This is a genomic window from Brevibacterium sp. AGC70 (assembly GCF_057334195.1).
Genome location: NZ_JBHFIH010000014.1, coordinates 464188 through 477030 on the forward strand (window position 1 = coordinate 464188; position 12843 = coordinate 477030).

General features: G+C 62.2%; 11 protein-coding genes. 6 read left to right on the forward strand and 5 right to left on the reverse strand.

Going from position 1 to position 12843, the window contains the following annotated elements; genetic code table 11:
- Window positions 1-21: 21 nt before the first annotated feature.
- Together thpD and ACE03M_RS12330 are read right to left on the reverse strand one after the other, a co-directional pair.
- Window positions 22-927, reverse strand: a complete 906-nt coding sequence (thpD, locus tag ACE03M_RS12325) for an ectoine hydroxylase (protein WP_485934169.1) — start codon at window positions 925-927, stop codon at window positions 22-24.
- 137 nt (window positions 928-1064) lie between these two features.
- Window positions 1065-2921, reverse strand: coding sequence for an acyl-CoA dehydrogenase family protein (locus ACE03M_RS12330; protein ID WP_485934170.1), 1857 nt, complete (start codon window positions 2919-2921; stop codon window positions 1065-1067).
- 163 nt (window positions 2922-3084) lie between these two features.
- Between ACE03M_RS12330 and ACE03M_RS12335 the strand changes: the two genes are divergently transcribed.
- The 4 genes from ACE03M_RS12335 to rraA all read left to right on the forward strand — a co-directional run bounded on the left by ACE03M_RS12335 (window position 3085) and on the right by rraA (window position 6748).
- Window positions 3085-4413 (forward strand): dicarboxylate/amino acid:cation symporter, encoded by a 1329-nt coding sequence (locus ACE03M_RS12335; protein WP_485934171.1) that lies wholly within the window; start codon window positions 3085-3087, stop codon window positions 4411-4413.
- A gap of 257 nt (window positions 4414-4670) precedes the next feature.
- On the forward strand, window positions 4671-5147 hold the full coding sequence (locus ACE03M_RS12340; RefSeq protein WP_485934172.1) for a hypothetical protein: 477 nt from the start codon (window positions 4671-4673) through the stop codon (window positions 5145-5147).
- Window positions 5148-5184: 37 nt separating this feature from the next.
- Complete coding sequence (locus tag ACE03M_RS12345; protein ID WP_143921113.1) at window positions 5185-6210, forward strand: D-cysteine desulfhydrase family protein; 1026 nt, start codon at window positions 5185-5187, stop codon at window positions 6208-6210.
- Window positions 6211-6280: 70 nt separating this feature from the next.
- Window positions 6281-6748, forward strand: coding sequence for a ribonuclease E activity regulator RraA (rraA, locus tag ACE03M_RS12350; protein WP_485934173.1), 468 nt, complete (start codon window positions 6281-6283; stop codon window positions 6746-6748).
- A gap of 128 nt (window positions 6749-6876) precedes the next feature.
- Here the strand turns inward: rraA and ACE03M_RS12355 are convergent, their stop codons facing one another.
- A complete protein-coding gene (locus ACE03M_RS12355; RefSeq protein WP_485934174.1) occupies window positions 6877-7374 on the reverse strand; it encodes a hypothetical protein in 498 nt (165 codons plus the stop codon).
- Between the two features lie 157 nt (window positions 7375-7531).
- Between ACE03M_RS12355 and ACE03M_RS12360 the strand changes: the two genes are divergently transcribed.
- Window positions 7532-7762 (forward strand): hypothetical protein, encoded by a 231-nt coding sequence (locus tag ACE03M_RS12360; protein WP_143921110.1) that lies wholly within the window; start codon window positions 7532-7534, stop codon window positions 7760-7762.
- A gap of 16 nt (window positions 7763-7778) precedes the next feature.
- On the opposite strand, the gene ACE03M_RS12365 is transcribed toward ACE03M_RS12360, so the two are convergent.
- On the reverse strand, window positions 7779-9383 hold the full coding sequence (locus ACE03M_RS12365) for an acetolactate synthase large subunit (RefSeq protein WP_485934176.1): 1605 nt from the start codon (window positions 9381-9383) through the stop codon (window positions 7779-7781).
- Between the two features lie 225 nt (window positions 9384-9608).
- On the opposite strand from ACE03M_RS12365, the gene ACE03M_RS12370 reads away from it, so the two are divergent.
- Window positions 9609-10559, forward strand: coding sequence for a VOC family protein (locus ACE03M_RS12370; RefSeq protein WP_485934177.1), 951 nt, complete (start codon window positions 9609-9611; stop codon window positions 10557-10559).
- 104 nt (window positions 10560-10663) lie between these two features.
- Here ACE03M_RS12370 and ACE03M_RS12375 read toward each other — a convergent pair whose 3' ends face one another.
- Window positions 10664-12814 carry a heavy metal translocating P-type ATPase gene (locus tag ACE03M_RS12375; RefSeq protein WP_485934178.1) on the reverse strand — a complete coding sequence of 717 codons (2151 nt, stop codon included), beginning with the start codon at window positions 12812-12814 and terminating at the stop codon, window positions 10664-10666.
- Window positions 12815-12843: the final 29 nt, after the last annotated feature.

Sequence of the window (12843 nt, forward strand, 5' to 3'; positions counted from 1 at the left end):
CCCGGGGCGGGGCTTCACCTCTTAGGAACCAGCCGGAGTGAAGTCCGTGCTGCCAGCGAACTCCGGCCGCGGCTTCGATGCGGCGAACGGTGCGACACACGTGTTCTCCACCGAGTTGTAGACGATGAAGATGTTCGACCTCGAATACGGCGTGACGTTGCCGTTCGAGGCGTGCATGCAGTTGGAGTCGAACATCACCGCACCACCGGCAGGTCCCTCAAGAACATCGATGCCGTAGTCATCGGCGAAGTCAGTCAGCGTCTGCGGATCGGGAGTGCCTGCACCCTGCATGACCAGTGACTTCTTGTAATTGTCCTCCGGGGTGCCGCCGACACAGCTGATGTAGCGATGATGCGAACCGGGCATGATCATCAGCGGCCCGTTGAACGAGTAGTTGTCAGTCAGCGACAATGACAGGCTCACTGCACGTGGCTCGGGCATGCCGTCCTCAGCGTGCCAGGTTTCGAAGTCGGAGTGCCAGGAGAACTCCTTGCCGACGAACCCGGGCTTGTAGTTGATGCGGCTCTGGTGGATGTAGACCTCGGAACCCAGCAGCTGCTCCGCGCGGGCGATGACCCGGGGATCATTGGCGATCTTGCGAAAGATCTCATTGCTGCGGTGGATGTCGAAGATCGATCTGACTTCGTTGGACTTCGCCTCGACGATGGTGGCGTCATCGTCCTTGACCTTCGGGTCGTTGGCGAGGCGGTGCAGCTCGGCCCGGAACGCCTCGAGTTCTTCAGGGGTGATGAGCTCGTCGATCGTGAGATAGCCCTTATCGTCGTAGTGCTGCAGCGACTTCGCATCGAGGGGGCCCTGCTCGGCCGAGCCGAAGGTGATCGGACCTCTGCGGTCAAGGACTTCAGTGGTCTCCCCGGTGCGAGTGGGGTAGAGATCCGTGGTTGTCGACGGTGAGAGTACTGTCATCGTGCTTCCTTCCTCGGATAGTGCGGAAGCCTCGTCGCTCCGGAACTGATTCTGAGGGGAACGACAGGACCATTCCGCTTGTTCCGCCACCGTAACAAGGGGATGCTCTCGGTGAAAGTCGGAGCAGCTTCACTTCTTCACAGGCACCTGTCGTCCAGGCTCGTGAACGTCGACGGGCCGCTTTCCACGAGGTCGAACCATGGTCCGGTCTGCGGCAGTTCGTGTACGAAGAAGTATCGGGCGGCAGCGATCTTGCCACTCAGCAGCCTCGAGTCACCACGCGAGTGCGCGGCGGCCTCGGCGGCCATGCCCTGTTGCAGCCAGAGCCAGGCGATGACCGTGTGCCCGACCGATTCGAGGTAGGTCCACGCATTCTCCAGCGCATGAACGGGATCACCGGACTTCCACACGGCGGCGGTAGCGGCCTCGATGCGGTCGATGGCTTCCCCCAACGCGGCGGATTCGGCCTTCCACGAGGCCGAAGCGCCCGCCTCGGCGAGGATGGATCTCATCTCCGTCAGAAGCACTGTGAGCCCTTCTCCCCCACGCATGATGACTTTACGGCCCAGGAGATCCTTGGCCTGGATGCCGTGCGTGCCTTCGTGGATCGGGTTGAGTCGATTGTCGCGGAAGAGCTGCTCGACGGCGTGGTCGCGGGTATAGCCGGCCCCGCCGAGGACCTGAATCGCGTGGTCATTGGCTTTCAGACCCCACACGCTTGGCCAGGTCTTCACGATCGGGGTGAGCACGTCGAGGAGGAGGGCTGCGCGTGCGCGGTCGGCCTCGGTGTCTGCGGTATCGGATTCGTCGAGGAGCATGGCAGCGTAGAGGATGAGGCCGAGGCCTCCTTCGACGTAGCTCTTCGAGGACAGGAGCATGCGGCGGACATCGGCGTGTTCGATGATCGGCACCTGCGGGGAATCTTTGCCGCGACCATCGTCTGAGCGACCCTGGCGACGGTCACGGGCGTAGCGCAGTGCGTCGAGGTAACCGTGGTAGCCGAGTGCGACGGCTCCGGCGCCGACGCCGATGCGCGCCGAGTTCATCATGTGGAACATGTAGGACAGGCCCTTGCCGCGCTCCCCGACGAGGTAGCCGATAGCACCGGATGAACCGTGTGGTGTGTGCGTGCCCTCCCCGAAGTTGAGCAGCGTGTTCGTGGTCCCGCGCCAGCCCATCTTGTGGTTGAGGCCTGAGAGCACGACGTCATTGCGCTGCCCGAGGCTGCCGTCGTCGTTGACGAGGTGCTTGGGGACGATGAAGAGGCTGAGCCCCTTGGTTCCAGGCCCGTCGCCGTCGGCCCGGGCGAGGACGAGGTGAACGATGTTCTCGGACAGTTCGTGGTCGCCGCCGGAGATCCACATCTTCGTCCCGTGCACCCGGTAGCTGCCTTCGGTGCCATCTGGGTCGGGAACGGCTCGTGTGGTGACGTCGCCGAGTGAGGAGCCGATTTCGGGCTCGGACAGGCACATGGTGCCGAAGAACCGGCCCTCGATCTCGGGGAGGACGAAGGTCTCAATCTGCTCCTGTGTCCCGTATTCGAGCAGCAGGCTCGCATTGGCCATGGTCAGCATCGGGTAGCTCGATGTCGCGATATTGGCCGATTGGAACCAGGTGAAGCAGGCCGTGGCCACGGTCTGGGGCAGCTGGATGCCACCGACCTTCTCGTCCATGGTCGCCGAGAGCAAGCCGACGTCGGCGAATCGGTCCAGTGCGGTCTTGATCTCGGGGATGAGGGTGACGCTCTCACCGTCGAAGGTCGGTTCGTTGAGATCGGACTTCCTCGCATGCGGTGCGAAGTGCTCCTTGGCCAGTTCCTCACTGGCAGCCAGTACCGAGTCGAAGGTTTCACGGGAGTGCCCGGCAAATCGTTCACGCTCACAGAGCTCGTCGACGCGCAGCCAGTCGTAGAGGAGGAACTCGATGTCTGCTGACGAAAGCAGGGAGTCGGTGGAGGCAGGTGGGACAGCATTGTCCAGGTTCTGATCTTTCACGAAACTCAGTCTAAACTAATTGATCGTTAAGCAGAGAGAAATTCGATCGCCACTCTCATAGTGGAGGATGCCTCAACCTGCATCCGCTCAATCCCTTAGGCTTTCCAGAACAGTTCATCTTGCCCTCAGAACACCCCAATATTCCCGGAAAGGTCGTCGAGTCATGGCATCCGCTTCAGGTACTCCAACCGCCGAGACAACACCCAAGACTTCATCGAAATTCGGGCAGGTCCTACGCAACTATCGGTTCCCGCTATTCATCCTCACCGGCGTCGTCATCGGAGCGGTCATCGGGCTGTTCTTCGGCGAGAAGGCCACGGTCATCAAACCCTTCGGCACCTTGTTCATCAACATGATGTTCACCCTCGTCGTGCCGCTGGTCTTCTTCTCCATCTCCTCGTCGGTGGCGGGCATGTCCTCTGCCACGAGGCTGGGCAAGATCCTGGGCAGCATGCTCGGCATCTTCGCCGTCACCGGCGTCATCGCCTCCATCGTGATGATCGCCGCCCTGTGGATCACCAAGGCCACCGAGGGAGTCCAGGTCGAGATGAACCAACCCCAGGACGTGGAAGAGGTCGGGTCGATCGGCGATGAGCTCGTGTCGACCTTCGTCGTCGATGACTTCTCGAAGATCCTCTCCGCCGAGCACATGCTGGCCCTCATCGTCTTCGCCGTCATCGTCGGCATCGCCACGTCCAAGATCGGTCCGGCAGGCAAACCGTTCGCTCAGTTCCTCCATTCCGGCTCCGAGGTCTTCCTCAAATTCACCTCGATCATCATGTACTACGCCCCGGTCGGCCTGGGTGCCTACTTCGCGGCCCTCATCGGTGAGCTCGGGGCACAGCTGGTCGGCGATTACGTCCGCGCCTTCCTCGTCTACTACCCAGTGGCGATCGGCTACTTCATTCTCGCCTTCACGCTCTATGCATTCCTCGCAGGCGGCCGACGCGGCGTCACCGCGTTCTGGTCGAACATCATCGAACCGACGGCGATCTCTTTGGGCACCTCCTCCTCTGTGGCGGCGATCCCGGCCAATCTGCGAGCCGGAAAACGCATCGGCGTGCCTCGCGATATCCGGGAGACGATCGTTCCGATCGGGGCGACGATCCACATGGAGGGCTCGAGCCTGTCCGCGATCCTCAAGATCGCCTTCCTCTTCGCTGTCTTCGGCCGCGACTTCTTCACCCCCGGCAACATCCTCATCGGCATCGCCGTGGCACTGCTGGCCGGCATGGTCATGGCAGGCATCCCCTCGGGCGGATTCATCGGCGAGCTGATGATCATCACCCTCTACGGCTTCCCCGCCGCGGCCCTGCCCATCATCCAGATCATCGGCACCGTCATCGATCCCCCGGCCACCACCGTCAACGCGGTCGGCGACCAGGCCAGTTCAATGATGGTCGCCCGCGTGCTCGACGGGAAGGACTGGATGGACAGGGCGGATGATTCGGAGATCTTCCCCGCCGAGGTGGCCTCCCCCAAGAATTCTTGATCACGATCCTATTTCGACATCTTGCCTAAAAGGTTCCTTGTCGGTGCCTTCATGCGGCTTTTCCACAAGGTTTCATGCGAATATCTCAAAGTTGCGACTCCATCGCAACGTGAAGTTCGCAGAACTGCAACAGTCACTGAGAGTTTTCTCAGGGACCGTTGTTCGTCGCTCACCTGCAATGACGATAATCAGCGGGATCGATGACATATCACTGACGGCCACGCGCACTGACCGTCACAGCAGGAGGCAAGGACGCTATGAACACCACCTTTCGCAATCGAGCAGCAGCACTGTCAGTCGCCGCGATCGCCGGCTTTGCGGGAGTTGCGCTCACCGGCGGATCCGCGCTGGCTGCAACGAACTCCACAGCAGATTCCGGGTACGGCGCCGAAGTCAATGTTGCCAGCGATGCGCACAGCGATGGCCACCCGAGGAATGCGTCCGGCTACGCGGATGCGCTCGTGAAGGCGTGGGGTGTCGGCTCCGACGAGGAAGTCAATGAATACGCCACACCCGGCGTCGTCGAAGCCTTGTCAGAGCATGGTGACGAGCATGCGGCTTCGTGGGATCGCATTGCCGCTGACGGAGCCGCCGAATCGTCCTCCGTGGTCTACAAGAACAAGGTCACCGGAGAACTTCTGACCTTCGGCGTCGACAATGAAGCCGCGACACATGGCCTGCACCCGGCGGTTCACCACGTTCAGTTCAAGGACCGCACCCAGCCGTCTCACTGAACCAGCCGAAAGCGGGTGGCAAGTACACTCGGGAACCATGGTTGACCTGAACACATTGCCCCGCCGCCGGTACACCAACGGACCCACCGCGCTTGAACATCTCGAGCGCCTGAGCACGCAGTTGGGCGGGCCGCAGATCTGGATCAAACGTGATGACCAGCTGGGTCTGACCCAAGGTGGGAACAAGACTCGTAAGCTCGAGTTCCTCATCGCCGATGCTCTGGCACAAGGGGCTGACACCCTCGTCACCGCGGGCGGGGTGCAGTCCAATCACTGTCGACTCACGCTCTCGGCAGCCAGGCGTGAGGGGCTCGAATGTCACCTGGTCCTCGAAGAGGATCTCGGCTCCGACGGCGCTCCGATCCCAGCAGATGCCGGTGGCAATCCACCGGAGCACACGGGCAATTTTCTGCTCTTCGACCTCCTCGGCGCGGATTCGACCGAGGTTCACCCCAATGGCAGCGACCTCATTGCTCGTGCCACCGAGCTGGCCGGCGAGCTCGAGGCTCAGGGGCGCAATCCCTATGTCATCCCGGTCGGCGGCTCGAACGTCATCGGTGCCCTGGGCTATGTCGATTGTGCACAGGAGCTGCTTGCCCAGTTCGCCGAGGTGGGCCTGGACGTATCGTCGATCGTGGCCCCGAGCGGATCTGCTGGAATGCAAGCCGGACTCGTCGCAGGCCTGCACGCCGCAGGCAGTCTGATTCCCGTGGTCGGTATCAATGTCAGTCGCACGCAGGAGGACCAAGAGCCGAAGATCGTGAACCTCGTCGACGAGGTGGCCTCGTTCCTTCACCTCCCATTAGTCCCCCGCGATCGCAGTCTCGGCCTGGGCGACTACTTCGGCACCGGGTATGCGCTGCCGACGCCGGAGATGGTCGAAGCCGTGCGGCTCTTTGCTCAGACCCAAGGCATCCTGCTTGATCCGGTCTATACAGGGAAAGCCGCGGCCGGCCTCATCGACCTGGTCCGCCAGGGGCGGTTCGAGTCCGATGACAACGTGGTCTTCATTCATTCGGGTGGAGTGCCCGGACTCTATGCTCGCGCCGGAGCATTCGCATAGTCTGGATCCGATGACGAACGTCTTCTCAAATGATCTATTTGCGTGACTCACCTACCTGGAGGAAAACACCATGACAGTCTCGACCGCTGATCTCTGGGACGAACGAGGACCAGAACTGGATTCGATAGCCCTGAACTTCGGTGATTTCGGCGCCAAGGACTCGTTCTCCGGTCCGGCTCGAACCGTGCGATGCTATCAGGACAATGCACTGGCAAAGTCGACACTGTCCCAACCCGGCGACGGTGCCGTGCTCATCATCGACGGCGGCGGTTCGATCGCGACCGCACTCATGGGTGACATGATCGCCGAGCTCGCCGTGAGCAACGGCTGGGCAGGCGTCGTCATCAACGGAGCCGTCCGTGATCGAGTGGCGCTGTCGTCCATGGGCTTGGGAATCAAAGCCCTGGCCAGCAACCCTCGCAAGAGTTCCAAGACCGGTGAGGGAGAGCTCGATGTGACTGTCGAGATCGGTGGAGCCACAATTCGCCCCGGCGCAATGGTGTTCGCCGATCCTGACGGGGTCGTCGTCGAAAAATAGCCGCCCGCTCACCTTGGAGAGACCCCAGCCGCATACAGAACCATCCGCGTCTCGGCGTTCTCATCGCCCAGGCCGTCATCGCCTCACTGACCTGCGGGCCGAGCGGGGTCAGACACGCGTGCTGTGTCTCAGCGATGCACTGAGTCGAAGTCCTGGTCAGCCGAGTCCCACACCGTATCCGCTTCGACGGCCTCGCCGCTTTCGGTCAGGTCCTTCACCGTGTCGGTGCTGAACATGTATGACCAGGTGCCTTCATCGGTAGTGCCGGTGACCATGAGCATGTCATAGTCGAACTCGGCGCTTCCTGCACCTTGAACCGCGTCGGCGGTGGCCTTCTTATCGGTGTTCGGCTGTCCGGATGAGGGGAACTCGACGTGCAGGCGGTCGACGTCGCTTGCATGGTCGAAGTCCGGGTTGCTCTCGGACTCACGGTGCACGTTAACCTCATCGATGCTGCTGCGAAGGAAGTCGCCGAGCACTTCGGTGCTATCGAAGTCGCTGGTGGGCACCTCGGCGCTCTGTCCGGGCTCGATATCATTCGAGTCGGCCTCTTTGGCGCTGCAGCCGCCGAGCGCAAGGGCAGAAGCCACGGTCAATGTCGAGACGAGATGAGGAACAGACTTCATGGTTCCACCCTATCGATATCCGGCCAGTTCTCTGCACTCCGGGTGCTCCTGAGGCACTGTCGCCGATTGCTCACTCCGAGCAGAATCCCAAGAGCTTTCACAGCCGCCAGAACTATAATGGAGCTACGAAATCTGCGTTGAATCGGGGCGAAACATCATGACCGCAGAAGTGAAGAAGTCACACAAATCCACCAATCCGATCAGCCGTCTGGCAAATCGATTCACAAGTGTGAACATCGGTCAGGGAGAGAAGGTCGGCTACACCGAGGACCACTCAGAGGCTCGTCTCCAGCCCATTGCCATGCACGAGGGAGTGAAGCTCTATCTCAATCCCGATGGCTCACATGAGGCTGTTGACGAGTCGAAGGCAGGCGACACCTTCGGCTGACATCGCTCAGGTGAGATCAGACGAGGACTTCGATGAGTCGCGGTCCCGAATCAGCCAGGCCCGCACGGAAGTCGCGATCAAGATCTTCGATCGACTCGACTCGTGTCGCTGGTACGCCCATGCCGTGGGAGAGGGAGACCCAGTCGATGGCGGGGTTGCCGATGTCGAGCAGAGATTCAGCTTTGGGTCCGAAATCGGGGACGCCGACGTTGGACATCTCATTGCGCAGAATCTGATATTTCCGATTGGCGAAGATGAGGACGACGATGTCGAGCTGCTCCCGCGCGTAAGTCCACAGAGACTGCGGGTTGTACATTCCCGAACCGTCAGATTCTAAGACGATGACCTTCCGGTCGGGACTCGAGACTGCAGCCCCAGCACCGACGGGAAGTGCCCAGCCGATGGATCCGCCGGTGCCGCCGAGGTAGTCGTGGGGTTGTGACCCGGCCGTCTGTGCGTAGAAGTCCCGGCCCGTAGTGATGGATTCGTCGAGGACGATCGCGTTCTCGGGGATGGCTCTCGATAGCCAGGCAGCGAGCTTACCCACAGTGATGGATCCATTGGGCATCGGCGCCGGGGCAAAATCGGCCCTGTGGGCGAATCTGACGAGTTCACTGTCAGCCGAATGCGCAGCGTCGGCCGGGATCGACCTGCGGTTGCTTGGCCCCACACCGACTGCTTCTCGTAGGGAATCAAGTGCTTCCGAGGAGCGAGCACCGATGGGGCTGAGAGTGAAGAAGGTGGTGCCAGGAGCGGTGAGCACGCTTGGCTTGTCAGGGTAGGCGAAGAAGGCCACAGGCGGCTTAGCATCGACGAGGATGACAGCGTCGAAATCCTTCAGCAGCTCCACCGATGGCTCAACAGGATACGGAATCTTCGTCACCATCGGCCGACCGGCACCTCGTTCGGTCCGTGCGGCAAAGGTCTCTGCCAGCAGCGTCGCACCGGTCGCCTCAGCGATCTGGACAGCCACTTCCAGCTGCGACGAGCGCAGGGCACGCCCGCCGAGGAGGATGGCCGTGCGTGGGCCGGAAGCTCGCAGTCGGACCGCTGCGGCTTCGATCTCGGGCGGATTGGCTGAGGCAGGGGTGAGCGCGATCGCGTTCGGTGGCTGCGTGTACTCATCGGCACTATTCCACGCAGTGTCGGCAGGGAGGATGAGCGAGCTGATCTGTCCTGAAAGGCTGTAGCCGATGGCATCCGCGGCATCTTTGGCGATGGAGTTCGCCGATGGTGATGTGCGCACCCAGTTGCTGAAGGGCCGCAGTGCGCCTTCGATGTCAGAGGTCAGCGGTGCGTCGAGGCTTCGGTGGTAGCCGGCATGATCGCCGATGATGTTGACCATCGAGACCCGGGCACGCAGAGCATTGTGAAGACTGGAGAGACCGTTGGCGGCACCTGGACCCAAATGCAGCAGGGTGGCCGCGGGCTTGTCGAGCATCCGCGAGTAGCCATCGGCAGCCCCCGTGACGACACCCTCGAAGAGACCGAGCACACCGCGGACATGAGGCTGTCGGTCCAGAGCCGCTACGAAGTGCATCTCCGAGGTGCCAGGGTTGGCGAAGCAGACCTCGATTCCGTTGTGACCCAGCGTCTCCAGCAGGCTCTCGGCGCCATTCATGCCATCATCTCCTTTGAAGTCGGCCACGGAGGACTTCGGCATCCGTGATCAGCAGTTCATTCAGTCCTATCACGCCGTACTGATGTGTCGCTCGAGCGTCTGAATCGGAGTCGACCGAAACAGCGCGGGGAATATTCGCCTTGGGTTCTCAGTTGTGCCCCTGTACACTAGTAGTTGAAATCTTAATTATCTTTCGCCATCGAGGCTCACTTTAAGGACGATGACATGACTGCCACTGACAATGCCACATCCCCCCATGTGCGTCCGGGCGTGAACGACACCACTCTCAACGTCGACACCGGCATGGACGCCGTCACCCTGCGCGTCGGCGACCTCGAGAACATGTCGACCTACTACTCGAATGCCCTTGCCATGGAGCCCATCGAAGAGGTCTCCCGCGGAAACGAGGTCCACCGGGTGCTCGGCCGCGGCGACACTCCGATGGTCAAGCTCGTCTCGACTCCCAACCTGCCCGGAGTCGACCCGGGCCAAGCCGGCCTCTTCCACACCGCCTTCCTCTACGAGGATCAGGCCTCCTTGGCAGCAACGGTCGCCCACGCGGCACAGAACACGAACTCCCGCTTCGTGGGCTCGAGTGATCATCTCGTCAGCGAGGCCTTCTATTTCACCGACCCCGAGGGCAACGGCATCGAACTCTATGTCGACCGCGATCGCTCGCAGTGGCTGCACACTTCCGACGGGGAAGTCCGCATGGACACGATCTACCTCGACCCCAACGACTTCCTCGCCAAGCATCTCGACGACCAGGTCCTGGCCAATACTTCCACGCAGCCCGGCAAAGTCGGACACGTCCACCTGCAGGTCGGCGACGTGCCCACGGCACGCTCCTTCTACGTGGAGGCACTCGGCTTCGAGCCGAGCTTCTCCTCGATGCCAGGAGTCCTCTTCGGCTCGGCCGGCGGCTACCACCACCACGTTGCGATGAATACCTGGAACAGCCAGGGTGCAGGACCACGTGCAGCCAGCCTGGGCCTCGGCGACGTCGCGATCACCGTCCCCGGACGCGAAGACCTCGATGCACTCGCTGCTCGACTGAGCGCACACAAGCTGCAGTTCGCCGACGACGGTCGTTCGGTGCAGGTCTCTGACCCATGGGGAACTCAGATCACTGTCGCCGCCGACAGCAGCTCTGTCGACGAAGCACTGAGGCGGTAACCTGCCAAAGCGAGCCACGTAGCACCATCAACGCACAGGCGCCCGGCGCTGTCCTCTCATATCGGAGGGCAGCGCCGGGTGGGTCACTCTGCACATCCGCCTTGTCAGACCCCCGACGCCGACGCCTCCGGGCGAAGATCCAGCCGGCGCAACAGCTGGGCGTTGAGCGCGACGACGATCGTGGAGATCGACATGAGGATCGCGCCCACGCTCATCGGCAGCACGAAGCCGATGGGCGCAAGAATACCGGCAGCGAGCGGGACTGAGATGAGGTTGTAGCCTGCGGCCCACCACAGGTTCTGCTTCATCTTCCTGAACGTCGCCCGTGAGAGTTCGATGACCGACAACACGGACCGGGGATCATCGGAGGCCAGGATGACTCCGGCCGAGCCGATGGCCACATCTGTTCCTGCTCCAATGGCGATGCCGACATCTGCGGCGGCCAAGGCCGGCGCATCATTGACTCCGTCACCGACCATCGCGACCTTACGGCCCTCTCCGTGCAGCTCGGCGACCTTGGCCGCCTTGTCCGCAGGGTGGACCCCGGCGAAGACGCGGTCGATGCCGAGTTCGGCAGCCACGGCCTGGGCAACCGCCTCGGCGTCGCCGGTGATCATGACCACCTGCGCACCACGTCGGTGCAGCGCATCGACGGCTTCGCGAGATTCAGGTCGGATCTCATCGGCGAGTTTGAGTGCGCCGATGACGCTTCCATCAACGATGACGTGGAGGATGATGGCACCCTCCCTGCTCCACTGCGCGGTTATCGGGGCTTCGCCCACACCGTGCTCACTGAGCAGATTCGGCCCGCCCACGGCCACCTCGGCGCCATCGATCTGAGCCTTGACCCCGACCGCTGGAGAGGACGAGAAATTCGCGCCCACCGGGACATCGAGACCACGATTCCGGGCAGCGCGAACGATCGCACGCGCCAAGGGGTGCTCGCTGTCCGTCTCTGCAGCCGCGGCGAGCGCAAGGATCTCATCCTCGGTGCGGTTCTCGGTCGTGACCTCAATCGCGGTGACTGTCGGCTCACCCTTGGTCAGAGTGCCGGTCTTGTCGAAGAGCACCGAATCGACTGTGCGCATCGTCTCCAGCGCCAGCCTGTCCTTGACGAGGACGCCGCCGCGGGCTGCCCGCTCCGTGGCGATGGACACGACGAGCGGGATAGCCAGGCCCAAAGCGTGGGGACAGGCGATGACGAGGACGGTGATAGTGCGCACGACCGCCGAGTCCGGCATACCTACTAGGGACCACACGCTCGCGGTGACCACGGCGACTCCGAGAGCGAACCAGAACAGCCAAGCCGAAGCCTTGTCGGCGATGCGCTGGGCCCGTGATGTCGAGTTCTGTGCCTCGGAGACCAGCTTCTGGATGCCGGCGAGCGCAGTGTCATCACCGGTGGCCGTGATCTCCAGACGTAGTCCGGAGTCGGTGGCGACGGTGCCCGCCACGACGGTATCGCCTTCCGCGCGGCGAACGGTCGTCGATTCTCCCGTGACCATGGACTCGTCCATGCTGGCCGAGCCGTCAATGACCCGACCGTCGGCGGGGACCGCTGCACCAGGGCGGACGACGACAGTGTCGCCGAGTCTGAGGTCGGCTGGATCGACCATCACTGTTTCGCCGTCGACGATCGTCTCTGCCTCGTCGGGCAGCAGCGCTGCCAAACTGTCCAGCGCCGAGGTGGTCTGTGCCAGGGAACGCATCTCCAGCCAGTGCCCGGCCAGCATGATGACGACAAGCAGTGCCAGCTCCCACCAGAAGTCGAGCTCGGCATCGAGGAGACCAAGTGCAGAACCCCAGGAGGAGAGGAATGCGACGGTGATGGCCAGTGCGATGAGGAGCATCATCCCCGGATTGCGATCCCTCAGCTCGCTGAGACCGCCGGTCAGGAACGGCTTGCCGCCCCAGAAGTACATGAGCGTGCCCAGTATCGGTGAGAGCCATCGCAGCCAGCCGAGGATGCCGGCCTCCGGAACCGCATAGCCCACGAGGTGGCCGAACATGGGGCTGAAGGCGATGACCGGGATCGCGATGACGAGCATGATCCAGAACAGCCGCCGGAATTGCGCGACATGGTCGCCATGACCCGCGTGGTCAGTGTGGTCAGTGTGGTCAGTGTGATCGCCTTGACCTGCGTGGCTGGCGTGGCTGCTGTCGTGATTCATGTGATCGGCGTGAGCACCATGACTGATGTGGCCATCATGCCCCGCGTGAACGTTGTGATTCTCATGCTCATGCTGTGTACTCATACCGACACCATATACCCCTTGGGGGTATA

Excerpts from the sequence above, each read along its gene's own strand:
- thpD (WP_485934169.1), bottom strand. The coding sequence starts at position 927 with ATGACAGTACTCTCACCGTCGACAACCACGGATCTCTACCCCACTCGC.
- ACE03M_RS12335 (WP_485934171.1), top strand. The coding sequence starts at position 3,085 with ATGGCATCCGCTTCAGGTACTCCAACCGCCGAGACAACACCCAAGACT.
- ACE03M_RS12340 (WP_485934172.1), top strand. The coding sequence starts at position 4,671 with ATGAACACCACCTTTCGCAATCGAGCAGCAGCACTGTCAGTCGCCGCG.
- ACE03M_RS12345 (WP_143921113.1), top strand. The coding sequence starts at position 5,185 with ATGGTTGACCTGAACACATTGCCCCGCCGCCGGTACACCAACGGACCC.
- rraA (WP_485934173.1), top strand. The coding sequence starts at position 6,281 with ATGACAGTCTCGACCGCTGATCTCTGGGACGAACGAGGACCAGAACTG.
- ACE03M_RS12355 (WP_485934174.1), bottom strand. The coding sequence starts at position 7,374 with ATGAAGTCTGTTCCTCATCTCGTCTCGACATTGACCGTGGCTTCTGCC.
- ACE03M_RS12360 (WP_143921110.1), top strand. The coding sequence starts at position 7,532 with ATGACCGCAGAAGTGAAGAAGTCACACAAATCCACCAATCCGATCAGC.
- ACE03M_RS12365 (WP_485934176.1), bottom strand. The coding sequence starts at position 9,383 with ATGAATGGCGCCGAGAGCCTGCTGGAGACGCTGGGTCACAACGGAATC.
- ACE03M_RS12370 (WP_485934177.1), top strand. The coding sequence starts at position 9,609 with ATGACTGCCACTGACAATGCCACATCCCCCCATGTGCGTCCGGGCGTG.
- ACE03M_RS12375 (WP_485934178.1), bottom strand. The coding sequence starts at position 12,814 with ATGAGTACACAGCATGAGCATGAGAATCACAACGTTCACGCGGGGCAT.